22 protein-coding genes are annotated in these 25,275 nt (G+C 70.0%); 13 read left to right on the top strand and 9 right to left on the bottom strand.

From position 1 onward, the window contains the following. Nucleotides 1–32: 32 nt before the first annotated feature. Nucleotides 33–845, bottom strand: coding sequence for a hypothetical protein (locus M3Q35_RS29005; RefSeq protein WP_273935729.1), 813 nt, complete (start codon nt 843–845; stop codon nt 33–35). A gap of 317 nt (nt 846–1,162) precedes the next feature. On the opposite strand from M3Q35_RS29005, the gene M3Q35_RS29000 reads away from it, so the two are divergent. Next, nucleotides 1,163–4,240 (top strand): GH92 family glycosyl hydrolase, encoded by a 3,078-nt coding sequence (locus M3Q35_RS29000; RefSeq protein WP_273935728.1) that lies wholly within the window; start codon nt 1,163–1,165, stop codon nt 4,238–4,240. A 39-nt stretch (nt 4,241–4,279) separates the two neighbouring features. On the opposite strand, the gene M3Q35_RS28995 is transcribed toward M3Q35_RS29000, so the two are convergent. Next, on the bottom strand, nt 4,280–5,608 hold the full coding sequence (locus M3Q35_RS28995; RefSeq protein ID WP_273935726.1) for a J domain-containing protein: 1,329 nt from the start codon (nt 5,606–5,608) through the stop codon (nt 4,280–4,282). A gap of 125 nt (nt 5,609–5,733) precedes the next feature. Here M3Q35_RS28995 and M3Q35_RS28990 point away from each other — a divergent pair, with 125 nt between their 5' ends. Then, the gene (locus M3Q35_RS28990) at nt 5,734–6,369 is read left to right on the top strand and encodes a dTMP kinase (protein WP_273935724.1); all 636 of its coding nucleotides are present in this window, start codon (nt 5,734–5,736) and stop codon (nt 6,367–6,369) included. Between the two features lie 130 nt (nt 6,370–6,499). Here the strand turns inward: M3Q35_RS28990 and M3Q35_RS28985 are convergent, their stop codons facing one another. Then, nucleotides 6,500–6,988 carry a VOC family protein gene (locus tag M3Q35_RS28985; RefSeq protein ID WP_273935723.1) on the bottom strand — a complete coding sequence of 163 codons (489 nt, stop codon included), beginning with the start codon at nt 6,986–6,988 and terminating at the stop codon, nt 6,500–6,502. A gap of 220 nt (nt 6,989–7,208) precedes the next feature. Between M3Q35_RS28985 and mtrA the strand changes: the two genes are divergently transcribed. The 4 genes from mtrA to M3Q35_RS28965 are packed head-to-tail and all read left to right on the top strand — an operon-like array spanning nt 7,209 to nt 12,128. Continuing rightward, nucleotides 7,209–7,886, top strand: a complete 678-nt coding sequence (gene mtrA, locus M3Q35_RS28980) for an MtrAB system response regulator MtrA (RefSeq protein WP_116172900.1) — start codon at nt 7,209–7,211, stop codon at nt 7,884–7,886. Between the two features lie 14 nt (nt 7,887–7,900). Continuing rightward, nucleotides 7,901–9,685, top strand: coding sequence for an MtrAB system histidine kinase MtrB (mtrB, locus tag M3Q35_RS28975; protein ID WP_273935720.1), 1,785 nt, complete (start codon nt 7,901–7,903; stop codon nt 9,683–9,685). After that, nucleotides 9,682–10,377, top strand: coding sequence for a hypothetical protein (locus M3Q35_RS28970; protein WP_273935718.1), 696 nt, complete (start codon nt 9,682–9,684; stop codon nt 10,375–10,377). The genes mtrB and M3Q35_RS28970 overlap by 4 nt, the downstream gene beginning before the upstream one ends. Continuing rightward, nucleotides 10,374–12,128: an LpqB family beta-propeller domain-containing protein gene (locus tag M3Q35_RS28965; protein ID WP_273935717.1), complete on the top strand. Its 1,755-nt coding sequence runs from the start codon at nt 10,374–10,376 to the stop codon at nt 12,126–12,128. The genes M3Q35_RS28970 and M3Q35_RS28965 overlap by 4 nt, the downstream gene beginning before the upstream one ends. 39 nt (nt 12,129–12,167) lie before the next feature. Here the strand turns inward: M3Q35_RS28965 and M3Q35_RS28960 are convergent, their stop codons facing one another. After that, complete coding sequence (locus M3Q35_RS28960) at nt 12,168–12,830, bottom strand: ComF family protein (protein ID WP_273935716.1); 663 nt, start codon at nt 12,828–12,830, stop codon at nt 12,168–12,170. 748 nt (nt 12,831–13,578) lie between these two features. On the opposite strand from M3Q35_RS28960, the gene hpf reads away from it, so the two are divergent. Both hpf and secA read left to right on the top strand, forming a co-directional pair. Further along, on the top strand, nt 13,579–14,247 hold the full coding sequence (gene hpf / locus M3Q35_RS28955) for a ribosome hibernation-promoting factor, HPF/YfiA family (RefSeq protein WP_273935715.1): 669 nt from the start codon (nt 13,579–13,581) through the stop codon (nt 14,245–14,247). A gap of 145 nt (nt 14,248–14,392) precedes the next feature. Beyond that, on the top strand, nt 14,393–17,200 hold the full coding sequence (gene secA, locus M3Q35_RS28950; RefSeq protein ID WP_273935714.1) for a preprotein translocase subunit SecA: 2,808 nt from the start codon (nt 14,393–14,395) through the stop codon (nt 17,198–17,200). Nucleotides 17,201–17,249: 49 nt separating this feature from the next. Here secA and M3Q35_RS28945 read toward each other — a convergent pair whose 3' ends face one another. Continuing rightward, entirely contained in the window at nt 17,250–17,705 is a 456-nt protein-coding gene (locus M3Q35_RS28945) for an Rv3235 family protein (protein ID WP_273935712.1), read from the bottom strand. 98 nt (nt 17,706–17,803) lie between these two features. Here M3Q35_RS28945 and M3Q35_RS28940 point away from each other — a divergent pair, with 98 nt between their 5' ends. Next, nucleotides 17,804–18,211 carry an HAD-IA family hydrolase gene (locus M3Q35_RS28940; RefSeq protein WP_273935710.1) on the top strand — a complete coding sequence of 136 codons (408 nt, stop codon included), beginning with the start codon at nt 17,804–17,806 and terminating at the stop codon, nt 18,209–18,211. Between the two features lie 48 nt (nt 18,212–18,259). After that, nucleotides 18,260–18,853: a dihydrofolate reductase family protein gene (locus M3Q35_RS28935; protein WP_273935708.1), complete on the top strand. Its 594-nt coding sequence runs from the start codon at nt 18,260–18,262 to the stop codon at nt 18,851–18,853. Nucleotides 18,854–19,071: 218 nt separating this feature from the next. Here M3Q35_RS28935 and M3Q35_RS28930 read toward each other — a convergent pair whose 3' ends face one another. Together M3Q35_RS28930 and M3Q35_RS28925 are read right to left on the bottom strand one after the other, a co-directional pair. Beyond that, complete coding sequence (locus M3Q35_RS28930; protein ID WP_273935706.1) at nt 19,072–19,227, bottom strand: hypothetical protein; 156 nt, start codon at nt 19,225–19,227, stop codon at nt 19,072–19,074. Next, nucleotides 19,224–19,997, bottom strand: coding sequence for a TrmH family RNA methyltransferase (locus M3Q35_RS28925; RefSeq protein ID WP_273935705.1), 774 nt, complete (start codon nt 19,995–19,997; stop codon nt 19,224–19,226). The genes M3Q35_RS28930 and M3Q35_RS28925 overlap by 4 nt, the downstream gene beginning before the upstream one ends. A gap of 46 nt (nt 19,998–20,043) precedes the next feature. On the opposite strand from M3Q35_RS28925, the gene M3Q35_RS28920 reads away from it, so the two are divergent. Genes M3Q35_RS28920 through pruA form a run of 3 tightly spaced genes read left to right on the top strand, consistent with a single transcriptional unit; the run spans nt 20,044 to nt 23,577 of the window. Continuing rightward, a complete protein-coding gene (locus M3Q35_RS28920; RefSeq protein ID WP_273935703.1) occupies nt 20,044–21,441 on the top strand; it encodes a WS/DGAT/MGAT family O-acyltransferase in 1,398 nt (465 codons plus the stop codon). Then, complete coding sequence (locus tag M3Q35_RS28915) at nt 21,438–21,941, top strand: DUF6912 family protein (RefSeq protein WP_273935701.1); 504 nt, start codon at nt 21,438–21,440, stop codon at nt 21,939–21,941. The genes M3Q35_RS28920 and M3Q35_RS28915 overlap by 4 nt, the downstream gene beginning before the upstream one ends. A 7-nt stretch (nt 21,942–21,948) precedes the next feature. After that, on the top strand, nt 21,949–23,577 hold the full coding sequence (gene pruA / locus M3Q35_RS28910; protein ID WP_273935700.1) for an L-glutamate gamma-semialdehyde dehydrogenase: 1,629 nt from the start codon (nt 21,949–21,951) through the stop codon (nt 23,575–23,577). A 66-nt stretch (nt 23,578–23,643) separates the two neighbouring features. On the opposite strand, the gene M3Q35_RS28905 is transcribed toward pruA, so the two are convergent. Beyond that, the gene (locus M3Q35_RS28905) at nt 23,644–24,474 is read right to left on the bottom strand and encodes an SCO4651 family lipoprotein (RefSeq protein WP_273935699.1); all 831 of its coding nucleotides are present in this window, start codon (nt 24,472–24,474) and stop codon (nt 23,644–23,646) included. Beyond that, complete coding sequence (locus M3Q35_RS28900) at nt 24,471–25,274, bottom strand: class I SAM-dependent methyltransferase (protein ID WP_273935698.1); 804 nt, start codon at nt 25,272–25,274, stop codon at nt 24,471–24,473. Before M3Q35_RS28900 ends, M3Q35_RS28905 begins: the two co-directional genes overlap by 4 nt. Between the last annotated feature and the right edge of the window lies 1 nt (nt 25,275).

Genomic DNA, 25,275 nt, shown 5'->3' with positions numbered 1-25,275 from the left:
CCTGACGTTCAACGTCAGGAAGGGCCCCTTGATCATGCCGGGCCCCAGTGCACCGTGATGCCGGCGCGGTCGCAGTCGACGGGCTCGAAGTATGCGCTTACCACGCCGTCCAGGCCGTAGCTGAGCTCGTCGTGCCGGATGTCGTCGCCGTGCTGCTCACGGAAACAGCGTGCCGGCAGCACGCCGCGGTGGAAGCGCAGCTGCAACAGGTAGTTGCCGGCCTTGGACGGGAAGCGGCGCAGGTGCCCACCGGTCTGCCCGGTGGCGGTGTCGATCACGGTGTAGCTGAACACGTGGATCTCGCCGGGGGACAGCCGCCGGTCGAAGAGCAGCTCGAACGCCACCGAGCCGTCGGGCCCGCGCTTGCGCATCCGCCCGGCCCGGCAGCCCTCCCCGGTGTGCACGGCCGAGTGCTCGACATGCCCCTGCTCGTCGGCCGGATGCAGCGCGAGATATCGGTCGGCGCCGTCGGCGCGGCCGCGCACGACGAGCCGGCTCAGCACCGACCGCCGGGTTCGCGCGGCGTTGACCGTGACGACCTCATGCAGCGCGAGCACCTCCAGGCACGCGTTGCGCAGGTCGGCCTCGAACTCCTCGGCGGCCAGGCTGGTCGACCGGCCGGAGTGCTCGCCCATCGGCTCGATCAGCCCGAGCAGCGAGTTGGACGGCAGGTCCAGCACCTGTTCCAGGGCCAGCACGGCCTCGGTGGCGCGCGGCATCTCGGGGCGTCGCAGCCCGCGCTGCCAGTAGCTGAGCGTGGACTGCCCGATATGTGTGCCGGCCTCGTCCAACGCCGCGCGCAGCCGGGCCAGCGGCAGTCCGCGGTGGGTGATGGCCTGGTGCAAGGCCTGATGGAACGGCCCATCACGCAGCGCAGTGGCTAGCAGGGGCGGCAGTCCGCCAGTCGGGTGCACTTTTTCACTCGGTGCGTCCAGGCTCTCGCCGGCCAACGCGGCACCACCCATCTCCCGGCCTGCCGTGTCTGAAGTGGACGTTAGAGTAGTCACTCGTTTTGGTGATTGATAGCGACCCCTCCGAGTGACCTTCGCGGTGCGCCTCTTGCGACCATCCGTGCGAGTTTTTGACGATCACTTGTCGGGCCGGCGACAACGGCTCGACACTGCTGAGGACGCTGTCAACGTTGTCACCGTCTGGGGGTCCGATGCGCCCGCTGATCGTCTCCGTGCTCGCGCTGGCGCTGCTGACGCCAGTTCCTCTCGCGTCACGGGCCATCGCCGGCCAACCGGCGCTGGTCGATCCGGTCGCGCTGACCGATCCCATGCTTGGAACCGGTTCCGCAGGCGCGGCCGTCGGCGAGATCAACAACTTCCCCGGACCGAGCACGCCGTTCGGCATGCTCCAGTGGAGTCCGGACACCGCCGACCACTACGCGGGCTACTCCTACGAGGACAAGACCATCAAGGGCTTCAGCCTCACGCACGCCTCGGTCGGCTGCCGCCAGTTCGGCGACGTCCCGATCCTGCCGGTCAGCGGCGACGTCGGCGCCACCCCCTGGTCGTTGCAGGAGCCGTTCACCCACGCAGGTGAGCAAGCCTCGCCCGGCTACTACACGGTGACCGCGGGCGGCGTGAAAACCGAGCTGACCACCGCTCTGCGAGCCGGCCAGGGGCGCTTCACCTTCCCGTCCAACGCCCCGGCGCACGTGCTGGTCAAGGCCGGCGGCAGCCTCAACGGCGACACCGCCGCCAGCGTGGCGTTCCCCGACGACCACACCGTCACCGGCTCGGCCACGTCCGGCGGATTCTGCGGCCAGGGCAACAAGTACACCGTGCACTACCTGATCACCTTCGACCGCCCGTTCACCGCGAAGGCCTCGTGGTCGGGCAGCGCGCGGGTGGCCCCGAACGTCGTCACACCCGGGCAGAAGGCCCGCGGCCTGGCCGGTCCGCAGATCGCCGGCCCACAGGTCGGAGCGACCCTCGACTTCGACACCAGCAAGGACACGACAGTTCGGGCGAAGGTGGCGATCTCCTTCGTCTCGGTTGACGGCGCGGCAAAGAACGTGGCCGCCGATGCGTCCGGCTGGGACTTCGACGGCATGCGGGCGGCGACGAAGCAGCGCTGGGCGTCGTACCTGAGCCGCATCGGCATCGCCGGCGGCGAGCCGGCGCAGCAGAAGACGTTCTACGCGGCGCTGTACCACTCGCTCCAGTACCCGGTGACGTTCAGCGACGTCGACGGCGGCTATCCCGGCTTCGACGGGCAGCTCCACAACGCCGGTCGCCGGGTCCAGTACGCCAACTTCTCCGGCTGGGACATCTACCGCTGCCAGATCCCGCTGCTGGCCACGCTGGCCCCGGACGAGACCTCGGACATGATGCAGTCCCTGGTCGAGGACGCCGACCAGTACGGCTGGCTGCCCAAGTGGCCGGTCTACAACGACGAGTCCGGCGTGATGAACGGCGACTCGATCGCGCCGATCATCGCCGGGGCCTACGCGTACGGGGCCCGCGACTTCGACACGGACAAGGCGTTGGCGCAGCTGATCAAGGGTGCGACCAAGGACGGCAAGGTCGGCTGGGGCTACGAGGAACGCCCCAATGTCGTGGCCTACCAGCAGCTCGGCTACGTACCCATGGGCAACGACGAGAACGTGTCGATGACCGAGGAGTACGCCATCGACGACTTCGCGATCGGCCGGTTCGCCGACGCGCTCGGCGACGACGACACCGCGGCGGTCTTTGCCAAACGGGGCCAGAACTGGCAGCACGCCTTGGACCCGACCACCGGCTACGTCCGCCAGCACGCCACCGACGGCGCCTACTCACCCGGCCCGGTGCTCGTCCCGCCGCCGCCCGGCCAGTTTGCGCCGACGGGCTACTCCGAAGGCAACGCCGCCCAGTACACATGGATGGTTCCGCAGAACCTGGCCGGCCTGATCGGCGCGATCGGCGGCCGGGATGCCGCGATCAAACGCCTGGACGACCTGTTCACCAAACTCAACGTGGGTCCGGTCGAGCCGTATTACTGGGCCGGCAACGAGCCGATGTTCAGCGTGCCGTGGACGTACAACTATCTCGGGCAGCCGTGGAAGACGCAGGACGTCGTGCACCGCGTGCAGACGGAACTGTTCGCGGCGACGCCCGACGGCGAGCCCGGCAACGACGACCTCGGCGCGCAGTCGGCCTGGTACGTCTGGTCGGCGCTCGGGCTGTACCCGGTCACGCCCGGCACCACCGACCTGGCCGTGAACACGCCGGTGTTCCCGCACGCGGAGATCAGGACCGGCACCGGCCGCCGAATTGTGATCGACGCTCAGGGCACGGGACCGCACATCCAGGGCATGGCGGTGAACGGCGTCAACTGGAACCGCACCTGGCTGCCGTCGGACCTGCTCTCGTGGGGCGGTCGCGTGACGTACCGGCTGGGTGACGGCACGAACTGGACCGCGGCGCCGCCCAAGTCCTATCGCGACGGTGAGGCGCCGGCGATCGGTTTTGTGACGCCGCTCGGAACCTCGACCGCGGGCACGTTCCACATTGGCGCACGGAACCAGACAGGCGAGCCAGTTTCGGTGCCATGGACGCTGACCGTGCCCGCGGGCGCGACGGCGTCCTTGACGCGAGGACAACTCGTGGTCCCGGCCAACGGGACAGCAACCATGCCGGTCACGGTGACCGCCACCGCGAACGGCATCTATCCGGTGACCGTCGACTTCGGTGACAAGCAGCGGGCCACGGCCTACTTCGCCGTCGCCGGGACCGATCACACGACCACCGGGTGCAGCACGCTCGGCGCGACCAACACCGACTGCGGGCTCACCCAGGTCGAATACGCCAACGACGGCGCCACCGCGCCGGTCGAGGTCGATGGCGTCTCCGGACGCAAGATGGTGCACGCCCACGACTGGGGCGACTACCGCTACCTGTACTTCCAGGCCGACCAGCGCGCCATCCCCGGTACCGGTCCCTACGACGCGACCATCACCGTGCGGTACCTGGACAGCGGCACCGACACCTTCGTCGTCCAGTACGACGCCGTGAACGCCGCCTACGTCGATGCCAAGCGGATCCAGAAGACCGGCACCAACACCTGGAAGGACGTCACCATCACGGTCAAGGACGCCAAGTTCGGGCACCGCGAGAACGGCGGCTCCGACTTCCGCATCTCCTCCGACGGCTCCGGCGACGCCAACGCCGAAACCATCGCCTCGGCCAGCGTGACGGTCGCCGGACCGGACGTGCTGGCCGTCCGCCAATGCCCCGCGAGTCCCGCCTAGCGGCACACCGAAACACGGTTTCCGGCTCACCCGAACGGACTAGGCCTTGACCTGGTCCAACAGGGTCAGGAACACGTCGCGCTCCACCACGGCGGGCTCGTCGGCGAGCCGGGCGCCGACGTGTCGGACGAACGTCTCGGGGCTGAGCACCTCCAGCGGCACGCTGTCCGGCATCCGGCAGGTCACCAGACCAGGCTCGTCGGTGTGCACCAGCACGATGCCCTCGACCTGGACCTTGGGCAGCAGCATCTGGTACGCGGCGACGGTCCGGCCCAGCCGCAGCGACGCGCCGTCGAAGCTCTCGCCGTCGCGCAGCAGGCCGCCGTTGCCGTCGCTGGTGTAGTGCCCGGCCGGCCAGGCCCGGGACTCGATCAGCAGCAGCTTCCGTCCGCACAGCACGGCGTGGTCGACCTCGGCCCGCGAGGAGCCGGGCCAGGCCAGGCCGTGGAAGATGCGCGCGGCCGGTATCTGGCCGAGGTAGCCGGACAGCAGGTCCAGCGTCATCCACTCGCTGCGGGTGCAGTCCTTGACCGGCTCGTCCTCGGACGGCAGCAGTCGCGTGCCGGGTGCGCCGAACAGGTTGAACGTGCGGAAGTCGTGCGTGAAGATCCGCTCGGTCACCCGCGAGGACAGGTACCAGCGGCCCAGCGGCGGCAGCGCGAACACGCCGGCGGCCAGCAGCACCACGGCGATGCCCGACAGCGCCCCCGTGGTGACGGCGTAGAAGCCCAGCGCGGCCATGCCGGCAGCCCAGATGTAGGTGATCACCGACAGGAACTTGGGCGTCGCCTTGCCCGCGATCGTCACGGCCACGTAGGCGATGGGCACGATCACGATCACCGCGACATAGGAGAACCCGCTGGTCAGCATGGGCACCACGGTGGCGACCAGCAGCGCGGTCCACACCGCGGCGACGGTGAAGAACCAGCGCTGGGCCCAGCCGAAGCCGGGCCGCCAGTGCACCTTGGCGTCCGGGTTGACCCGCTGCCACCACGGGATCGTGTCGGTCGGGATGGTCCGCAGCCCGGACGGGAAGCCGGCCGGTCGCGGCGGCGGTTCCGGCGGCCGCTCCTCGCGCTCGGCGTGGGCGGTCTCCTCCTGGTACTCCTCCCACGTCTCCCACTCCGGCGTCGGCGGCCGCGGCCGCCGCTGCTCGGGCACGCCGCGGGCCCGGCGCTGGTCGTAGGCAGCGCGCCGGGTCGGATCGGAGAGCGTCTCGTACGCCTCCTGGACCAGCCGGAACATGATCTGGCTGCCACCGGCGTCCGGATGCAGCACCTTCACCAGGGACCGGTGGGCAGACTTGATCTCCGCCTGGGAAGCGCCAGGCTTGATCTCCAGCAACTCGTAGTAGTCGACTCCGCCCACGGCCCTTCCCATCTGCGGCTACGTCTGGCGCGGGTACGAACACGATAGGTTGCCCAGCCGTCAGAGTCCCGTCCAACCAGGGCCGTTTCATCACCCGATCGGTTAAGTCCGTAGGGTGGACGCCCGTGGCGAGGCTGGTCGTGATCGAGGGACTGGACGGCGCGGGCAAGCGAACGCTGTCCGATGCGCTGACCGCGGAGCTGGACAAGCGGGGTGCGACGGCGACCAGGATCGCCTTCCCCCGCTACGGCGAGGACGTGCACGCCGACCTGGTGCGCGACGCCATGTACCTGCGGCTCGGCGATCTGGTGAAGTCCGTGCACGGCATGGCCGTGCTGTTCGCGCTGGACCGCCAGGCCGCCGCGCCGGTGATCGCCGACGCGCTCGCCGCGCACGACGTCGTGCTGCTGGACCGGTACATCGCGTCGAACGCGGCGTACGGGGCGGCGCGGCTGCATGAGGATGTAAACGGCGATTTCGTGCGCTGGGTTCACGACCTCGAGGTCGATCGCTTCGGGCTCCCGCTGCCCGACCGTCAGCTGCTCCTCCGAGTGCCGGTCGAGGTCGCCGCTGCGCGCGCCGCCGGGCGTGAGCAGACCGAGCGCGAACGGGACAGCTACGAGACCGATGACGGTCTCCAGGCCCGCTGCGCCGTCGTCTACGACCAGTTCGTCGAGGCCGGCTGGCTCGCCCCGTGGACCGTGGTGGACGGCGTCGCCGGTGCCGACTTCGCGGCCTTGGCCGACGAACTGCTCAACTGACCGGCCTCAGGAGCCGGTTCGAGTTTGTGGCTCACGTGAGCCACAAACTGAGCCAGCACCGTGACCGCCCCCGCGACCAGGCCCGCGACCCGGCTCGGCGACCGTTCCGATTACCCGGTCTGGTGACCGGTCAGAGCGCCCCGACCAGGTCCGCGCCCCAGCGCTCGATCTCGGCGTCGATGTCCAGCGGGCCGGTGCCCGACGCCGTCCGCATCGCGTCGGTGACGCGGTCCAGCGGCACCAGCCAGGACACCTCGAACTCGATGCCGTCCGGGTCCTTCGCGTAGAGGGCCTTCGTGGTCACGTGGTCGGACGCGCCGACCAGGGCGCCCGCCTCGCGCAGTCGGACGGCGTGCTCGGCGAGGTCCGACAGCGTCGTCACCGACCAGGCCAGGTGATACAGGCCGACGGTGTCCTTGCCGGCGCCCGACGGCTTGGCGTCCGGGCCGACCTGGAACAGACCGAGGTCGTGGTCGTTGTCCGAGTCCGGGGCCTGGAGGAACGCCGCGCCCGGGAACTGGTGCACCACGCGGAAGCCGAGCACCTCGGTGTAGAAGGCGACGCTGCGCTCGGTGTCGCGCACGTACAGCACCGCGTGGTTGAGCCGGCGGATCGCCATCGTTACCTCCCGAGGACCTTGTTTAAGCTTCAACTATAACGTCGGTAACGAACCGTGAGCGTTACACGCTGTAGCTCGTGAACCCGACGGGGACGAGGGTGGGTGATGGCTCATGACCGACCGCTGGAGCTCAACGGCGGAGCGCAACGGACCGATCGCTGCCGGTGGTGATCGCTGGGGTGCGCGCGGCCGCCCGGCCAGCAGTGCGACGATGGTAGGCATGAAGGCACGCGTCCTGGTGGTCGATGACGACCCGGCCCTGGCGGAGATGCTCACCATCGTGCTGCGCGGTGAGGGCTTCGACACCGCCGTCGTGGCCGACGGCGCGCGGGCACTGCCCGCGCTCCGTGAGCTCAAACCCGACCTGGTGCTGCTCGACCTGATGCTGCCCGGGATGAACGGCATCGACGTGTGCAAGGCGATCCGCGCCGAGTCCGGCGTGCCGATCGTGATGCTCACGGCCAAGAGCGACACCGTGGACATCGTGCTCGGCCTCGAGTCGGGCGCCGACGACTACGTGGTCAAGCCGTTCAAGCCCAAGGAGCTGGTCGCGCGCATCCGCACCCGGTTGCGGCGCACCGAGTCCGAGCCGGCCGAGGTGCTGGCCATCGGCGACCTGGCCATCGACGTGCCGGGTCACGAGGTCACCCGGGACGGGCAGGCCATCCAGCTCACGCCGCTGGAGTTCGACCTGCTGGTGGCCCTGGCCCGCAAGCCGCGCCAGGTGTTCACCCGCGAGGTCCTGCTCGAGCAGGTGTGGGGCTACCGGCACGCCGCCGACACCCGGCTGGTCAACGTGCACGTGCAGCGGCTGCGCTCCAAGGTCGAGAAGGATCCCGAGCACCCCGAGGTCGTGCTCACCGTCCGTGGCGTCGGGTACAAGGCCGGTCCTCCGTGATCGGGGCTTGACGGATGCGGGTCGACACCAGGCCGGTCGCCCGGTGGGTGCAGGAGGCGCCGGCCCTGGTGCGGGAGCGCTGGCAGCGAGCCAGTGAGCTGTGGCGGCGGTCGTTGCAGCTGCGAGTCGTGGTCAGCACGCTCGCGCTGTCCTCGGCCGTCGTCTTCGTGCTGGGCATGGTGCTCCAGTCGCAGATCACCGACCAGATGCTGAGCAGCAAGACCCAGGCCGCGACCGCGCAGATCAAGGCCAGCGTCAAGGCCGTGCAGCACCAGCTGGTCGGTGTCAGCGCCGGCCCCGACAGCCTGAGCACCCGGTTCAACGCCGCGCTCAACTCGCTGACCAGCGGCGGCTCCGGCAACGTCGACGGCTCGTCGGCCGGCGCCTTCGAGCCGATCCTGGCCGACGCCCGCACCACCGACACCACCAACGTCACCTCGACCACGCACTACGGGGACATCCCCGACGATCTCAAGCGGTTCGTGCTCAACGACGAGATCGCCAGCCGGATCCACACCGTCACCCGTGACGGTGTGCCGACCACGATGCTCATGGTCGGTGCCCAGGTGCCCAGCGCCAGCCATCCCGTGCAGCTGTACCTGCTGTTCCCGCTCACCCCCGAGCAGCACACCACCGAGGTCGTGCAGAACACGCTGATCGTCGGCGGCATCGCGCTGCTGCTGTTGCTGGCCGGCATCACCAACCTGGTCACCCGGCAGGTCGTCCGCCCGGTGCGGCAGGCCGCCGAGGTGGCCGAGCGGTTCGCCGACGGCAAGCTCGACGACCGGATGCCCGTGGTCGGCGAGGACGACGTGGCCCGGCTGGCCGAGTCGTACAACGAGATGGCCGAGAGCATCCAGGCCCAGATCCGGCAGCTGGAGGAGTTCGGGCTGTTGCAGCGTCGGTTCACCTCCGACGTGTCACATGAGCTGCGCACCCCGCTCACCACCGTGCGGATGGCCGCTGACGTGCTGCACGCCTCGCGTGAGCAGTTCCCCGCCGGACTGGCCCGCTCCACCGAACTGCTGGTCGACGAGCTCGACCGGTTCGAGGCGCTGCTCGGCGACCTGCTGGAGATCAGCCGTCTGGACGCCGGCGTCGACGAGCTCACCGCCGACCTCGTCGATGTTCGCGGCGTCGTCGAACGGGCTGTCGCCGCCGTTGGGCCCGTCGCCGACAGCTCCGGCATCACCGTCGAGACCTACCTGCCCGACGTCGAGGTGCCGGCCGAGATCGACGCCCGCCGGGTCGAGCGCGTGCTGCGCAACCTGCTCAACAACGCCGTCGACCACGGTGAGGGCCTGCCCGTGCGGGTCCGCGTCGCCGCCGACGAGAACGCCGTCGCCATCGTCGTCCGCGATTTCGGCGTCGGCCTGCGCGAGGGCGAGGCCGAGCTCGTGTTCAACCGCTTCTGGCGGGCCGATCCCTCCCGTAACCGCCGCACCGGCGGCACCGGCCTGGGCCTCGCGATCAGCGTCGAGGACGCCCGGTTGCACGGCGGTTGGCTCGAGGCCTGGGGCGAACTCGGCGAGGGCGCCTGCTTCCGCCTCACCTTGCCCCGCCGCCAGGGCGATGAGCTCACCGACAGTCCGCTCGGCCTACCCCCCGACGAGGAGCGCCCCGTCCGCGACATCGAGGAGACCGAGGTCAGCCCCCTCGTCGTCGCCGAGGTCGACGGGGAGGCCGAGGTTGAGGAAATCGCCTGGCAGCCCGCCGAGTCCGTGGAGCTCGACGAGGCCACCCCCGAGCCCGCCATCGCCTGGCAGCCGGCATCGGCCCCGCGCCCGACCACGGTGTGATCGGCCCCGACCCCGAGCTCGACGATGTGCCCGGCCACCAGCCCCCCGCCGCTTCCCCGCAGGCAGTCGGCTCCGACGATGCCCCAGCCGACGTCGATCCGGCGTTGATTGGCCATGACCCGGAGCTGGACGGTGTGCCCGGTCGGTCAGCCGTCCCCGCCGCGGGCCAGGTGCCGGACGAGGTCGATCCGGGCTTGATTGGCCATGACCCGGAGTTGGATGGGGTGCCTGGCCGGTCAGCCGTCCCTGCCCCGGGCCAGGTGCCGGGCGAGGTCGATCCGGGCTTGATCGGCCATGATCCGGAATTCGATGGGGTGCCTGGTCGAGCTGCCGCCTCCGATGCGGCGCTGGCCGAGGTCGATGCGGCCTTGATCGGCCATGATCCGGACTTGGACGGGGTGCCTGGTCGAGCTGCCGCCTCCGATGCGGCGCTGGCCGAGGTCGATGCGGCGTTGATCGGCCATGATCCGGACTTGGACGGGGTGCCTGGTCGAGCTGCCGCCTCGGATGTGGTGCCGGCCGAGGTTGATCCGGCGTTGATTGGTCACGATCCGGAGCTGGATGGCGTGCCGGATCAGGTGGCGGAGCCGGTCGACCGAGCCAGGCCAAGCGGTGCGCCGACCCAGAACGGGGCGCCGACCAAGAGCGGCGCGGGCGAGTTGGCTTCGAAGTCCGTGGGGGAGGCCCGGTGATCCGGCGGTCGCGGCCGGTGGTGCTGGTGATGGCGCTGCTCACGGTTATGGCCACGCTCGCGGGCTGTGCGGCGATTCCGGATGAGACGCCGGCGCAGGGCATCGCGGCGGCGGACGGGGTCGGCAAGAACGCGCCGGTGCCTGAACCGGCGCCGGGCCTGGCACCGGATGTGCTGGTGCGGGCGTTCCTGGATGCCAATGCGGACCCGACCAGCAACTACGCCGCGGGCCGGCCCTATCTGACCAAGGCGGCACAGGGCAAGTGGCAGCCGGCGTCCTCGATCACGATCATCCAGAACACCTTCAACACGCTGCCCGACCAGACCAAGCCGGACCAGGCCAAGGTGCTGCTGACCACGCAGATCATCGGCCGCCTCGGCGCCGACTTCGCATTCGTGCCGGGCTCGGCCCCGAACGCGCTGACGGTCGACCTGGAGAAGCAGGACGGCCAATGGCGCATCAGCTCACCGCCGCCGGGCGTGTTCATGACGCTCGACCGGTTCAACGAGGTGTACCGGCAGACCCGGGTGTACTTCCTGGACCCGCAGAAGCGCGTGCTCGTGCCCGACCTGCGCTACATCGTCGCCCAACCGGCCAGCACGCTGCCCGGCCGCGTGATCGACCGGCTGCTGTCCGGGCCGTCGGACGCCATGCAGGGCGCGGTGACCAGTGCGCTCAGCCCGGACGCGGTGCTGGAGACCGGCGGCAACGAGACCGGTGATGGCGCGGTGCTGGTCAACCTCAGCCACCCGGGCGACACGAACTCGCCGGGCAATGTGAAGCTGATGATCGCCCAGATCGTGCAGTCGCTGGCCAGCGTCACCAACAACCGGATCCGCGTCGAGGTCGAGGGCGCGTCGCTGTTGCCGGAGCGCTCGGACTGGCGGGTCAACGACCTGCCGGCCTACGACATCGGCACCAGCCCCGGCCCCGACCAGACCGGCCTGCTCGTGCAGGACGGCCGGATCAAGCAGCTGGTCGACGGCAAGCCGATCAACGGGCCGGCCGGCAACGGCAGCTACGTGGTGCAGACCGCGGCCCAGTCGATCGACGGCACCGAACTGGCCATTGTCAGCAAACCCGGCACCAGCGCCGAGTTGCGCGTCGGCGGCCTCACCCAGGGCGGGTCCGTGGTCGACCTGACCGCGAACACGCTGACCAGGCCCACCTGGGTCTCGGCCGACTCGACCTCCGACCCGAGCAACGAGGTGTGGACGGTCGCCGACGGCACCAGGGTCGCCCGCGTGGTCAAGTCGGCCGATGGCACGTGGGTGGCGCGTCCGGTCAACAGCAACGACCTTGCCCAGTTCGGCACCATCACCGACCTGCGGCTGTCCCGGGACGGCACGCGGGCAGCGGTGATCGCGAACTCGGTGCTCATCGTCTGCGCGGTGGTCCGCACGCCCAACTCGGACACCGTGGCTCTGCGCTCGCCCCGGGTGCTGCTGCAGGACGTGCTGTCCGGCGTCGTCGGCGTCGACTGGCTGCTCCAGGACCAGCTGGTGGTCGCAACCTCGTCATCGGAGTCGCCGATCGTGCAGGTCGCGGCCGACGGCAACCCGGTGTTCACGCGCTACAACGCGGCCAACCTGACCGCGCCGGTCGCAGCCGTCACGGCAGCGCCCAGCCGTCCGGTGATCGTGGTGGACGCAGGCGGTATGTGGACCTCCTCTGACTCGGGTTCGGTGTGGCGGGTTCAGGGCGTCAACGTTCCCCGCGGCTCCACGGCGGTGCCGTTCTACCCCGGTTAGCGGTGCTTGTTGGCGCCGCCTGCGGCCTCGCAGGACTGGCTAACCGGCGCTGGTCAGCGCTACGACGGCGGTCACCTCCAACCCGGCCTCGGTCAGCACGGAGTGGCAGGCGGCGGCCGTGGCCCCGGTGGTGATGACGTCGTCGAGCAGCACGACCGGACTGCCGCGCGGCGGCGATGCCCGTGGTCGGAGCCGCACTCGGCCGGCCAGGTTGGCGGCACGGGCCGCCGCATCGAGCCCGACCGAGTCGGCGGCCGAGCGAACCAGCTCCAGCACCGGCGCGACCACGACACCGGGACCGGCCCGGGCCAGCTCGGCGGCGCAGCTGCGGGCCAGCACGGTCATGTGCTCGCCACCGCGCTGCCGGGATGTCCGACGACGGGACGGGGCCGGCACCAGCCACCACACGCCGTCCCGGTCCGGCCGTGCGCCGGGCGCCCACGGCAGGGCTCTGGCCATCGCAGCCCCCAGCGGCTCGGCCAGTTCTCGGCGACCTCGCTCCTTGTAGGCCAGGACCGCATCCCGGGCCGGCCCGCGATAAGGCGCCAGTGCGCAGGCCTGCGGACCGCCGTCGAGCGCGGGCCGGTGCACCGGAATCGGCGCTCCGAATTCGGTCGCGCAGGTCTCGCACCACAACCGACCATTCGTTCGGCAACCGACACAGCGGACCGGCAGCACAAGATCGAGCAGTTTCGTCGTCATGGGCCGAGCATGCACCTCGAACCTGGCAGTGCCGGGCCGCCGCGTTTATTACCCGTGAGTTCGGGTAAGGAGGGAAACCTGAACAGGTTTCGCATGAGTGAGAGAACCTCACACCGGCACCTGGGGGTGGACGTGAAGCGAATGTCGGGTTTTTGGCCAAGACCTTCGGTCCGGACGACCGGGAGATACCACCCAGTCGGGTGAACTTGGCCCCAGGGTCTCGATCACTGGTCCCGGTTTCGGCCGGTGGGGCCAAGATCGGCCTGGTCCGGCCGTCGCCCACGGCGACTACCACCATCGGGGCGACCCGATGCGGTGGCGGCCGATCGCTCACGTGACCGGGAACCCTCGGCTGGACTGGCACGTTGCCCCGATATGAGGCCCTTGCTCAGCCCGTTCGCCGCAGTGCCACGGCGAGCGCGGCCGACCGGGGTCCTGCGCCGTCGGAGTGAAGCGGGCTCCACCCGTTCGGTGCGCCCCGTGGAGCGGGCGCGCTATCGGCGCACGCCCAGGACATGTTCGGTCACGGAACGTGGTTGCGGGAATTCCCCTGCAACGGGGTCTGTCGCAACGGCGAATCCGGGGCTAACGTGCTCCGCTATCAGCAATCCCGGCCCGCGGGGAGGAGGCGAACCGCCCATGACCCTGGCGCCGGCGAGCAGCGGCATCTGAACCGCCTCGGTCACCACCCGGCGCCGAACGCCAAACCCCAGCATTGATGTTCTCGCAGCAGCGAGGGAGGTCGTGTATGGACATCGTCGTGAAGGGCCGCAACGTCGAGGTGCCCGATCACTACCGGGTGCACGTGGCCGACAAGCTGGCCCGTCTTGAGCGCTACGACAAGAAGGTCATCCGATTCGACGTGGAACTGTTCCACGAGCCCAACCGCCGACAGTCCAAGAACTGCCAGCGGGTCGAGATCACAGCCAAGGGGCGGGGCCCCGTGGTGCGTGCCGAGGCATGCGCCGGCGACTTCTACGGAGCGCTCGACTGCGCGGTGACCAAGCTGGAGAACCGGCTGCGCAAGATGCATGATCGTCGCCGCGTGCACTACGGCCGTCGCAGTCCCGCGTCGGTCGCCGAGGCCACTGGCGCTGTCGGCGCCCTGGCTTCCCCCATGGATGACGGCGCCCAGATGGCCACCACGGCCGTGCTGGAGATGGCCCCCGCCTACGACCCGGGTCTGGCCGAGGTGCCGGCCCAGCGCTGGGACACCGACGCCGTCGACGAATCGCTCCCCGGACAGGTCGTCCGCGAGAAGGAGCACCCCGCCAAACCGATGACCGTCGACCAGGCCCTCTACGAGATGGAACTGGTCGGACACGACTTCTACCTCTTCCACGACGCCGACAAGCAGTGCGCGAGCGTCGTCTACCGCAGGAAGGGCTTCGACTACGGCGTGATCAGGCTGGGCTGACGCGCACGGGAACCTCGACGGCCGGCTTCCACGTTGTAGTGGGGGCCGGCCGTTACCTCTTGTCGGTCGAGCCGCCTACGATGACGGAAAAGGGCGTCCGCACCCAGGGCGCGCGACGCGAAACCCGACGAGCGAGGTCACCCGGATGGTCCTGTCCCGATTGCTCCGCGCCGGCGAACGCAAGATGGTCAATCGCCTGCACCGGATCGCGAACGCCATCAACGCGATCGAGGACGACGTCGTCGACCTGACCGACGACGAGCTCCGGGCCAAGACCGAGGAGTTCCGCAAGCGCTACGCCGACGGCGAGACCCTCGACGAGCTGCTGGTGGAGGCGTTCGCGGTGGTCCGCGAGGGCGCCAAGCGGGTGCTCGGCCAGCGGCACTACCAGGTCCAGCTGATGGGCGGGGCCGCGCTGCACTTCGGGCAGATCGCCGAGATGCGCACCGGTGAGGGCAAGACCCTGACCTGTGTGCTGCCGGCCTACCTCAACGCCATCTCCGGCGACGGCGTGCACGTCATCACCACCAACGACTACCTGGCCAAGCGCGACGCCGACTGGATGGGCCGGATCCACCGCTTCCTCGGCCTGACCGTCGGTGTGATCGTCTCCGACATGACGCCCGAGCAGCGCCGGGCCTCCTACGGCTCGGACATCACCTACGGGACGAACAACGAGTTCGGCTTCGACTACCTGCGCGACAACATGGCGTGGAGCATCGACGAGTGCGTCCAGCGCGGCCACAACTACGCCATCGTCGACGAGGTCGACTCGATCCTGATCGACGAGGCCCGCACGCCGCTGATCATCTCGGGCCCGGCCGACCAGTCCTCGCGCTGGTACCAGGAGTTCGCCCGGATGGCGCCGCTCATGCGCAACGAGACCCACTACGAGGTGGACGAGCGCAAGCGCACCGTCGGCGTGACCGAGGCCGGCGTGACGTTCATCGAGGACCAGCTGGGCATCGACAACCTGTACGAGGCGGCGAACAGCCCGCTGGTCGGCTACCTGAACAACGCGCTCAAAGCTAAGGAGCTGTACAAGCGGGACAAGGACTACCTGGTCCGCGACGGCGAGGTGCTGATCGTCGACGAGTTCACCGGCCGCGTGCTGTCCGGCCGGCGCTACAACGAGGGCATGCACCAGGCGATCGAGGCCAAGGAAGGCGTCGAGATCAAGGCCGAGAACCAGACCCTGGCCACGATCACGCTGCAGAACTTCTTCCGCCTCTACGACAAGCTCGGCGGCATGACCGGCACCGCGGAGACCGAGGCGGCCGAGTTCCACCAGACCTACAAGATCGGCGTGACGCCGATCCCCACCAACAAGCCGATGATCCGCCGCGACATGCCCGACCTGGTCTACAAGACCGAGGAGGCCAAGTTCGAGGCGGTCGCCGACGACATCGCCGAGCGCAACGAGAAGGGCCAGCCGGTCCTGATCGGCACGACCAGCGTCGAGCGGTCCGAGTACCTGTCGAAGCTGCTGGTCAAGCGGGGCATCCCGCACAACGTGCTGAACGCGAAGAACCACGCCAAGGAGGCGCTGTTCGTCGCGCAGGCCGGGCACAAGGGCGCGGTCACGGTGGCCACCAACATGGCCGGCCGAGGCACCGACATCATGCTCGGCGGCAACCCCGAGTCGATCGCCGAGGAGGAGCTGCGCGAGCGGGGCCTCGACCCGGACGAGACCCCGGACGAGTGGCGTGCCGCCTACGCGATCGCGTTGGAGGAGGCCAAGGCGCAGGTCAAGGCTGAGGCCGACGAGGTGCGCGAGCTCGGCGGCCTGTACGTGCTCGGCACCGAGCGGCACGAGTCGCGGCGTATCGACAACCAGCTGCGCGGCCGCTCCGGCCGTCAGGGCGACCCGGGTGAGTCCCGCTTCTACCTGTCGCTGGGCGACGAGCTGATGCGGCGGTTCAACGCCACCATGGTCGAGGCGGTCATGACCCGGCTGCGCGTGCCGGACGACGTGCCGATCGAGCACAAGATGGTCACCCGGGCCATCCGCAGCGCACAGACCCAGGTCGAGCAGCAGAACTTCGAGATCCGCAAGAACGTCCTCAAGTACGACGAGGTGATGAACGAGCAGCGCAAGGTGATCTACGCCGAGCGCCGGCTCGTGCTCGAGGGCGCGGACCTCAGCGAGAACGTGCAGGGCATGATCACCGACGTGGTCACCGCCTACGTCAACGGCGCCACCGAGGGCGGCTACGCCGAGGACTGGGACCACGAGAAGCTGTGGACCGCGCTCAAGACGCTCTACCCGGTGTCGCTGAGCTGGGACGAGCTGACCGCGGACGAGTCCGAGGACCTCACCGCCGACTCCCTGCTCGAGGCCGTGCTCAAGGACGCCCACGACGCCTACGCCGCGCGTGAGGCCGACATCGACGGCAAGGTCGGCGAGGGCGCCATGCGCGAGCTGGAGCGCCGGGTCGTGATGTCCGTGCTGGACCGCAAGTGGCGCGAGCACCTCTACGAGATGGACTACCTCAAGGAGGGCATCGGCCTGCGGGCCATGGCGCAGCGCGACCCGCTGGTCGAGTACCAGCGCGAGGGCTTCGACATGTTCAACGGGATGCTGGAGGGCCTCAAGGAGGAGACCGTCGGCTTCCTGTTCAACCTGCAGGTCGAGGCGGCCGAGCCGGAGCCGGTGCAGACCCCCGCGGTTGCCGTGCCGCCGATCGCCGTGAACCAGCAGCAGAGTGCCGTCGCCGCCCCGCCGGCCCCGCCGCAGCCCGCGCCCGGCACCCAGGTGCCGCCGGCGCTGCGCGGCAAGGGCCTCGGCCAGCACGAGCAGCAGCGGCTGTCCTACAGCGGGCCGGACGAGGAGGGCGGCGTCGACTCCCGTGACGACGCGGCCGCCGCCAATGGCGACAGCGGCACCCGGCGCGAGCGCCGGGCCGCCGCCCGTAACCAGAGCAAGCAGGGCCGCAAGGGCCCGCGGCGCTGACGAGCTCGATGAAACGGGGCGCGCCTTCGGGCGCGCCCCGTTTTCGCGTTCACAGCACGCGGAACACCGTGCAGCGCATCCTTTCCCGTAGCTCGAAGCGGGCCGCGACGGCCCGTGGCCGGGCGTCGATCTCCACCAGGCCGCAGGCCTCGACCACACCGTCAGCCGGCTGACGGAAGTGCAGGCGCAGCGGCCGGCTGCGATTCGGCGCCGCCCGACCGCGTGCCCTTGTCTCGACCGCCGCGAAGGCCTGCCGCGTGAAGTGCGGCCGCAGCTGGCCCACCGGCCGGCGGCCGTCGATCGCCTCCAGCACTTGGCCGAGCAGCTGCCAGATCCGGTCGCGCAGCTCCGCCGGCAGCTCCTCCGCCGGCATCGCCGGCTGCGGCTTCGGCTCGTCGACCAGCCGCAGCCGTCGCCGGGCCAGGCCGGGTTTTCGCCGCTGGCTCGGTGTCGGCTCGTAGCCGGGTAGTGCCCGCACGACGATCGGCTCGTCGATGGTGGTCATGCGCCATGGCTGACCCACTGTTGCCCCTGTCTGCTCGATTCCCCCACGCGGTACAGAGCAGCGAGCCCGCCGGTTTCGGACATAGTTAGCCTGATCGGGTGACAAAGGGACTCATCGTCGACTTCGGCGGCGTGCTGACCGACCGCGGCCCCGACGGCGTCGGCGAGCCGCCGCTCATCGGCGCCGTGCTCAAGGCCCGGCAGGCCGGCATCCGTACCGCCCTGCTGTCCAATGCCGACAGTCCCGGCGAGCCGATTCCCTGGCTGGAAGCCCTTTTCGACGTCCTCGTGTTCTCCGGCGACGTCGGCATGGCCAAGCCCGACCCGGCCATCTACCGGCTGGCCGTCTCCCGTCTCGCCCTGTCGCCCACCGAGTGCGTCTTCGTCGACGACCTCGCCGTGAACATCCGTGGGGCGGTCGCCGCCGGCCTCGTCGGCGTGCACCACACCTCGGTGGTGACCACCCTGGCCGAGCTCACCGTCCTGCTCGGTGTCGATTTCGCCTGACGTCGTTCGTGTAGGGGGTGACCAGCACAGTCGTGGAAGGACACCCCGATGCGTTCGATCACCGCCACCTTGTTCGTCAGCCTCGACGGCGTTGTGCAGGGCCTCGGCCGGGCCGAGGAGGACACCCGCCGCGGCTTCACCCATGGCGGGTGGGGGCCGCAGTACAACGACGAGGTCATGGGCCGTGAACTCGGCCAGCGCATGGCCCGCGCCGGCGACATGCTCTTCGGCCGCCGGACGTGGGAGGACTTCACCGGAGTCTGGAGCGGCGCCACCGACGGCAATCCCTTCACCGCCCACATGAACGCCGCCACCAAGTACGTCGTCTCCCGCACCCTCGCCGACGCTTCCGCGTGGTCCAACTCCATCCTGCTGCGGGGCGAGGCCGTCGAGACCGTCGCCGCCCTCAAGGCCCAGCCCGGCAGCGACCTCTCCGTCAACGGCAGCCCGTCGCTCGTGCAGAGCCTGCACGCCGCCGGCCTCGTCGACCGCCTCACGCTGCTCATCCACCCATTGACCTTGGGCTCCGGCATGCGCCTGTTCGAGGGTTCGGCCCCGCTCACCGAGTTCGAGCTCACCGACAGCGTCACCACGACCAAGGGCGTGATCATCGCTCACTACACGCGCCAGGCCAGGAGGTGAAGAAAACATCCCCCACCACTCCCGGGGTGGCCGCCCCGAAGCCATCCTACCGCCGCACGGCCGTTGTCGATCTTGGAACGAGGGGAGCTGTGGATAACTCGGGTCGCTAGGTCGGGGGAACGGGGCCGGAGCCGGGGACAGGCGAGAAGGGCGCGGCTAGCGTCCGAAGGCATGGATGTAGTGGCGCTGGCCTGCGCTTTCACGTTTGTGACGACTGCTCACAGCGACTCGGTGACGGCGGTGTGCCCGATGCCGGTGTACCGGGTGATCGCTAGATGCGGCGACCTGGAGAGACCGGAGGGCGGCTGGGCGGTGCGCGGGCCGCTGGCCGGGCCGCACGGGTCGACGGCGACGTGCCGGGAGAGCCGGATCATCGACTACGTGGTGCAGACCGCCTGACGAGTTCGAAGCAGAGGACGGCGGCGGCGCTGGCGACGTTGAGCGACTCGACGCCGCCGGACATGGGGATGGAGACCCAGCGGTTGATCAACGGCCGGACGCCGTCGGTGATGCCGGAGGTCTCGCTGCCCATGACGAACGCGACCCGCTCGGGAAACTCGGCGGTGAACACGGTGTTGCGGGCGCCGGCGTCCATGGCGATGAGGGTGTAGCCGGCGCCGCGGAGCTGCTCGGCGGCCTCGGCAGCGGTGAAGCAGCGCAGCACGGGGGCGGTGAAGGCGACACCGGCCGACGCCTTGACGACGAGGGGGTCGATGGTGGCGACGCCCTTGCGCGGCACGACGATGCCCCCGAGCCCGGCGGCGGTGGCCGTGCGCAAGATCATGCCGACGTTGGCCGGGGTGGTGATGCCGTCGAGAAGGAGCACGGAAGACGGCGGACGGCGGTCGTCGAGGGCCGCGGTCAGGGTCCGCATGCGCGGGGCGACGACGTCGGCCAACACGCCCTGATCCTGTTTGCCGTTGCCGGCGAGCACCTTGACCCGCTGCGCGGACGCGCGCTGGACCTGCACACCACGGGACCGTGCGGCGTCGAGGATCTCCCGGGCGGCCGGACCGCGGGCGGTGTCGGCCAGCACGACCTTGTCGACGCTCAGCCCGTCGTCGGCGAGGGCCTCCAGCACCGGTTTGCGCCCGTACACGGTGACGAAACGATCCTTGGGGGACACATCAGGAGCCTCACGCACGCCAAGCAGGATGGCACAGCGGTACGGATGTGCCAGGATCGGCACCATGCCGGACCGCCTCTCGGCGCTGGACGCGTCGTTCCTGTACCTGGAAGACCAGACGACCCCGATGCACGTCGGCGGGATCGCGGTCTTCCGCAAGCCTCGGACCGGCTTCGACTACGACGGCCTGGTCGCGCTGATCGAGCAGCGCCTGTCGCTGGTGCCCCGCTACCGGCAGAAGGTGGTCCAGGTGCCGGGCCGGCTGGCCCGCCCGGTCTGGGCCGACGACCCCGACTTCGACATCACGTACCACGTGCGCCGGTCGGCCCTGCCCAAGCCGGGCAGCGACGAGCAGCTCAACGACCTGGCCGCCCGGCTGATGTCCCGGCCGCTGGACCACACCCGGCCGCTGTGGGAGACGTACCTGGTCGAGGGGCTGGAGCGCAATCGCATCGCGGTGATCACCAAGACGCACCACGCCATGGTCGACGGCATCGGGGCGGTCGAGCTGGGCCAGGTGATCCTGGACGTGTCGGCCACGCCGCGGCCGCCGGCCGAGAACCTGTGGATGCCGCAGCCGGAACCGGGCGTGACGCAGCTGGTGTTCGACGCGGTGGCGGAGATGGTGCAGCGCCCGGGCGAGCTGGTGGAGAACGCGCGCTCGGCGGCGATGGACGCGGCGGCGACGGTGCAGAAGGTGGCGGAGGCGGTCACCGGCGTGGTGTCGGCGGTGAAGGCGGCGGCGCGACCGGCGCCGGGCAGCCCGCTGAACGTCCGGATCACGCACCAGCGCCGCTTCGCGACGACGCGCACGAAGCTGGACGACTTCCGCGCGGTCCGCAAGGTGCACGGCGGCACGGTCAACGACGTGGTGCTGGCGACGGTCTCGGGTGCGCTGCGGAACTGGCTGCTGTCCCGCGGTGAAGCGGTCAACTCGTACCACACGATCCGCGCGCTGGTGCCGCTGTCGGTGCGCGACACCGAGTCGGAGAACGGCGTCGGCAGCAAGGTGCAGGCGTACCTGGTCGACCTGCCGGTGGGTGAGCCGAACCCGGTGGTCCGCCTGCATCACATCAGTCACGCCATGCGCGCGCACAAGGAGTCCGGCCAGTCGGTGGCGGCGGACACGCTGGTCCGGGTGGGCGGCATCACGCCGCCGACGCTGCACGCGTTAGGCGCGCGGGCGGCGAGCTCGTTCTCCCGCCGCATCTTCAACGTGGTGGTGACGAACGTGCCGGGCCCGCAGGTCCCGCTGTACGCGGCCGGTGCGAAGATGATCGAGATGTTCCCGATCGTCCCGCTGGCCAAGAACCAGGCGCTGTCCATCGGGGTCACCTCCTACGACGGGGGTGTCTACTTCGGACTGAACGCGGACCGGGACGCGATGTCCGATGTGGACGTCGTGGCCGGGATGGTCGAGGAGTCGTTGGAAGAACTCGTGGGAACGGTGGCTGCGTCATGAGGGTGTTCCTGCCCGCCACGCTCGGCATGCTGCACCAGCTGGTGGCCGACGAGGAGTTCCGTCCGGTCGGCGGCACGGCGTTCGCGCTCACGCCGGCGCTGCGCGAGTCCTACGCCTCGGGTGACGCCGAGGACATGGAGTACATCGCGATGCTGGACGCGGCCCGCGCCTCGCTGCGGCTGCTGGCCGCTGAGCTGTCGGAGAACACGGAGGCGCTGCCGAGGCGCGCGGTGATCGCCGCGGACGTCGACGACGTGAAGCTCCGGCCGGATCTCGACTACTCGGTGGTCAAGGTGCCGGGCCCGGTGACCATGAAGATGATCGCTTCCGTGCACGTGGACACGGCCGAGGCCGAGCCGGCGGTGCGGGCGGCGTCGGCGGTGGTCGACGCGGCCGACCTCGGCGACCCGGACGCGGAGTTCACCGTCGGCAGCGCCGAGGATCATGCCCTGGCCTGGTACGCCCCACAGGAGTTGCCATTCCTGCTGGAGCTGATGTGATGGGCGCATGGACGCGGTCACCTCGGTACCCCAGCCGTACAACGAGCCGGTTCGCTCCTACGCCCCCGGCAGCGCCGAACGTGAGTCGCTGCGACGGCGCATCGCCGAACTGGAAGGCGCCAAGCACGACCTGACCATGACGATCGGCGGCCGCCGGCGCATGGCCGGCGGCGAACCGATCGACGTGGTCCAGCCGCACGATCACGCCCACGTGCTGGGTGTGTCGGCGCAGGCCACCAAGGACGACGTCGCCGATGCCGTGCAGGCGGCCAAAGATGCCGCGCCGGCCTGGCGCGAGCTGCCCTTCGACGAACGCGCGGCGGTGTTGTTGCGCGCCGCCGACCTCCTGGCCGGGCCGTGGCGGGACACGCTCAACGCCGCGACGATTCTGGGCCAGTCCAAGTCGGTGCAGCAGGCGGAGATCGACGCGGCCTGCGAGTTGATCGACTTCCTGCGATTCAACGTTTCCTTCGCACGGGAGCTCATCGCCGAGCAGCCGCAGTCCAGCCCCGGTGTGTGGAATCGGTTCGACCACCGGCCGCTGGACGGCTTCGTCGTCGCGATCACGCCGTTCAACTTCACCGCCATCGCCGGCAACCTGCCGCTGTCGCCGGCGCTGATGGGCAACACGGTGGTGTGGAAGCCGTCGCCGACGCAGCAGTTGGCCGCGCATTTCACCATGCAGCTGCTGGAGGCGGCCGGCCTGCCACCGGGCGTGGTCAACATGGTCACCGGCGACGGCGTCGCGGTCAGCGAGGTCGCGCTGGCCGACCGGGAGTTCGCCGGGCTGCATTTCACCGGCTCCACGGCCACGTTCAAGCGGCTGTGGCGGAGCATGGCCGACAACCTCGACCACTACTGGTCGTACCCGCGGATCGTCGGCGAGACCGGCGGCAAGGACTTCGTGGTCGCCCACCCCTCGGCCGACCCCGACGCACTGGTCACGGGCCTGGTCCGGGGCGCGTTCGAGTACCAGGGTCAGAAGTGCTCGGCGGCGTCCCGCGCCTACATCGCCCGTTCGCTGTGGGACGGGGGAGTGCGTGACCGGCTGGCCGACGTGACGCGGAGCCTGAGCTTCGGCGACGTCACCGACTTCGCGCACTTCGGCGGGGCCGTGATCGACGCTCGGGCGTTCGCCAAGCACAGCGACCTGTTCGAGCGCGTGCGTAACGAGCGGCTGGTCGACGTTCTGGTCGGTGGCGTGGCCGACGACCGGGTCGGCTATTTCGTGCAGCCCACGGTGCTGGTCGGCGAGGACCCGCGGCACGACGTGTTCACGACCGAGTTCTTCGGCCCGATCCTGTCCGTGCACGTGTACGAGGACAACGACTTCGCCGCGATCCTGGACATTGTCGACACCTCGACGCCGTATGCGCTGACCGGCGCCGTGTTCGCCACCGACCGCGCCGCGATCGAGCAGGCGCACCGGGCGCTGCGGTTCTCCGCCGGCAACTTCTACGTCAACGACAAGCCGACCGGCGCCGTGGTCGGGCAGCAGCCGTTCGGCGGGAGCCGGTCCTCCGGCACCAACGACAAAGCCGGCTCGATCCTCAACCTGACACGCTGGACGAGTCCGCGCTCGGTCAAGGAGACCCTCGTCCCGCCGACCACCCACACCTACCCGCACATGGGCTGACGCTGGGAAGGGGCTTTCCCGCACTCCGAGTGCGGGAAAGCCCCCTTCCCAGCGTCAAGTGGCGGGTCAGCCGCCGCTCGGTGGCGGGGACAGCTGGCTGTCCGGGGGCACCGGCACGTCGACCGGCTGCCCCCAGCCCGAGTAGGTCCGGCTGACGGTCAGCGTGCCCTTCGTGGCCGGGATGTCGAGTTTCGACTCCGAGCGCAGCGGCACGTTGCCGTTGCCGACCCACAGCTCCTCCAGCATGCCGCCGAGCTTGGCCTCCAGCTGAACCGTGTCCTTCAGCGGGCCGTCGGGCAGGGTCTTGGACACGGCCGTGAGGTCGGTCTTCAACGCGTAGTGCCGGGCCGGCACGAGACCGACGGGTTGGAGGTCGGAACCGGTGATGGTCGTCGTGGCCGGGTCGAGGGGCACGGCCAGCGGCGAGAGCGTGGTCTGCTTCAGCGACGCGAACAGTGGCGCGAACTCCTTCGAGAAGTCGTCCGTGCCGTCCGCGGTGGCCCGTACCCACGGCTTGTCCGCCGGCAGCTTCTGGTCGGCCGGCGGCCGCACGTACACGGCGGTGGGCGTGAGCACGAACGACAGCGTGGTCGTGTCCGGCGACTTCACGGTCATCGTCGCCGTCATCCACAGCCCCTGGTCGTCACGGCGGAACGCCCCGGTGACCGACGTGACGCTGTGCGCGGCGAGCAGCTCGGTGGTCGTGTCCACGGTGAACTTCGCGGACGTCTTCCCGGCCAGCTTCGCGTTCAGGCCCGAGGACAGGTTCGGGAGCTCGGTCTGCGCGGGCGGTGCAACTGCTGGCTCACTTGAGCCAATTCCGGAAACGCTCGTTGTGCAGGCCGTCAGTGCCGTCACCGCGACCGCGGCCACGGCGAGCCCGGCGACACGCCTCACTTCTGAACCACGTAGACCAGCTCGTTGCCGAACTCGAGTTCCTCGACCTGCCACGGCCGTCCCTCGGCGTGCGCGGCGAAGCCGCTGGAGTACGTCCGGTACATGCCCTTGGAACGCTGCCCGAGCGACTTCGTCGGGAAGCTCACCACCACGACCGGCGAGTTGATGGCGTCGATCAGACCCCAGCCCAGCTGCTTCTGCTGCGTCTCGATGCACGGCACGGCCTTGAGCAGCAGTGTCACGTCGGCCGGCGCCGGGTCCGGACCGGTCAGCAGGTCGTGCACGGCGACCTCGTGCGGCACCTCGAGCACGGTCAGCGCCTCGTCCAGGAACGCCATCAGCCGGCTGTCGATGTCCGAGGCCCGGTACAGCACGTCCTCGCCGACCGGCATCCACTCCACGGTCAGCGGGTTCATGCCACAGGCCAGGTCGGCCACCACCTTCGGCGGCTCGGGCAGCCGCTCGAAGATCGCCGCGTAGAACTCGGCCAGTATCGGCAGGCGCTCCTTGGTGGACGCGTGCGACGACATGGTGCGCGACAGCACATCGCGGCGCTCGTCGCGGTCCTTGGCCTCGCGCAGCAGGCCGAGCATCTTCTCGTACCGCGGCGTGCTCGGCAGGTACGCGCCGAATATCTCGTGCAGCCCGCGCTTGGTGCGCTTCACCGCGTCGTTGACGTCGCCGCGCGCCGCGGTCAGCGAGGCCGTCGCGATACGGCGCACGGTGTCGTCGGCGACGCTGGCGTAGCGCGAGCTGTCCCGCACCGCGACCAGCACCTTGGCCAGCTTCTCGTCTTCCACC

The organism is Kutzneria chonburiensis (assembly GCF_028622115.1).
GTDB classification, from domain to species: domain Bacteria; phylum Actinomycetota; class Actinomycetes; order Mycobacteriales; family Pseudonocardiaceae; genus Kutzneria; species Kutzneria chonburiensis.
Note: the sequence above shows the minus strand (reverse complement) of the source record. Positions and strands in the feature narration are given on the sequence as shown.

What these genes read in the sequence shown, in the direction of transcription:
- mtrB (WP_273935720.1), top strand. Translation starts at nt 7,901, where the DNA reads ATGCGGGTCGACACCAGGCCGGTCGCCCGGTGGGTGCAGGAGGCGCCG.
- M3Q35_RS29000 (WP_273935728.1), top strand. Translation starts at nt 1,163, where the DNA reads ATGCGCCCGCTGATCGTCTCCGTGCTCGCGCTGGCGCTGCTGACGCCA.
- M3Q35_RS28920 (WP_273935703.1), top strand. Translation starts at nt 20,044, where the DNA reads ATGCCGGACCGCCTCTCGGCGCTGGACGCGTCGTTCCTGTACCTGGAA.
- M3Q35_RS28985 (WP_273935723.1), bottom strand. Translation starts at nt 6,988, where the DNA reads ATGGCGATCCGCCGGCTCAACCACGCGGTGCTGTACGTGCGCGACACC.
- M3Q35_RS28935 (WP_273935708.1), top strand. Translation starts at nt 18,260, where the DNA reads ATGCGTTCGATCACCGCCACCTTGTTCGTCAGCCTCGACGGCGTTGTG.
- M3Q35_RS28960 (WP_273935716.1), bottom strand. Translation starts at nt 12,830, where the DNA reads ATGACGACGAAACTGCTCGATCTTGTGCTGCCGGTCCGCTGTGTCGGT.
- mtrA (WP_116172900.1), top strand. Translation starts at nt 7,209, where the DNA reads ATGAAGGCACGCGTCCTGGTGGTCGATGACGACCCGGCCCTGGCGGAG.
- M3Q35_RS28915 (WP_273935701.1), top strand. Translation starts at nt 21,438, where the DNA reads ATGAGGGTGTTCCTGCCCGCCACGCTCGGCATGCTGCACCAGCTGGTG.
- hpf (WP_273935715.1), top strand. Translation starts at nt 13,579, where the DNA reads ATGGACATCGTCGTGAAGGGCCGCAACGTCGAGGTGCCCGATCACTAC.
- pruA (WP_273935700.1), top strand. Translation starts at nt 21,949, where the DNA reads ATGGACGCGGTCACCTCGGTACCCCAGCCGTACAACGAGCCGGTTCGC.
- secA (WP_273935714.1), top strand. Translation starts at nt 14,393, where the DNA reads ATGGTCCTGTCCCGATTGCTCCGCGCCGGCGAACGCAAGATGGTCAAT.
- M3Q35_RS28945 (WP_273935712.1), bottom strand. Translation starts at nt 17,705, where the DNA reads ATGACCACCATCGACGAGCCGATCGTCGTGCGGGCACTACCCGGCTAC.
- M3Q35_RS28930 (WP_273935706.1), bottom strand. Translation starts at nt 19,227, where the DNA reads ATGATCCGGCTCTCCCGGCACGTCGCCGTCGACCCGTGCGGCCCGGCC.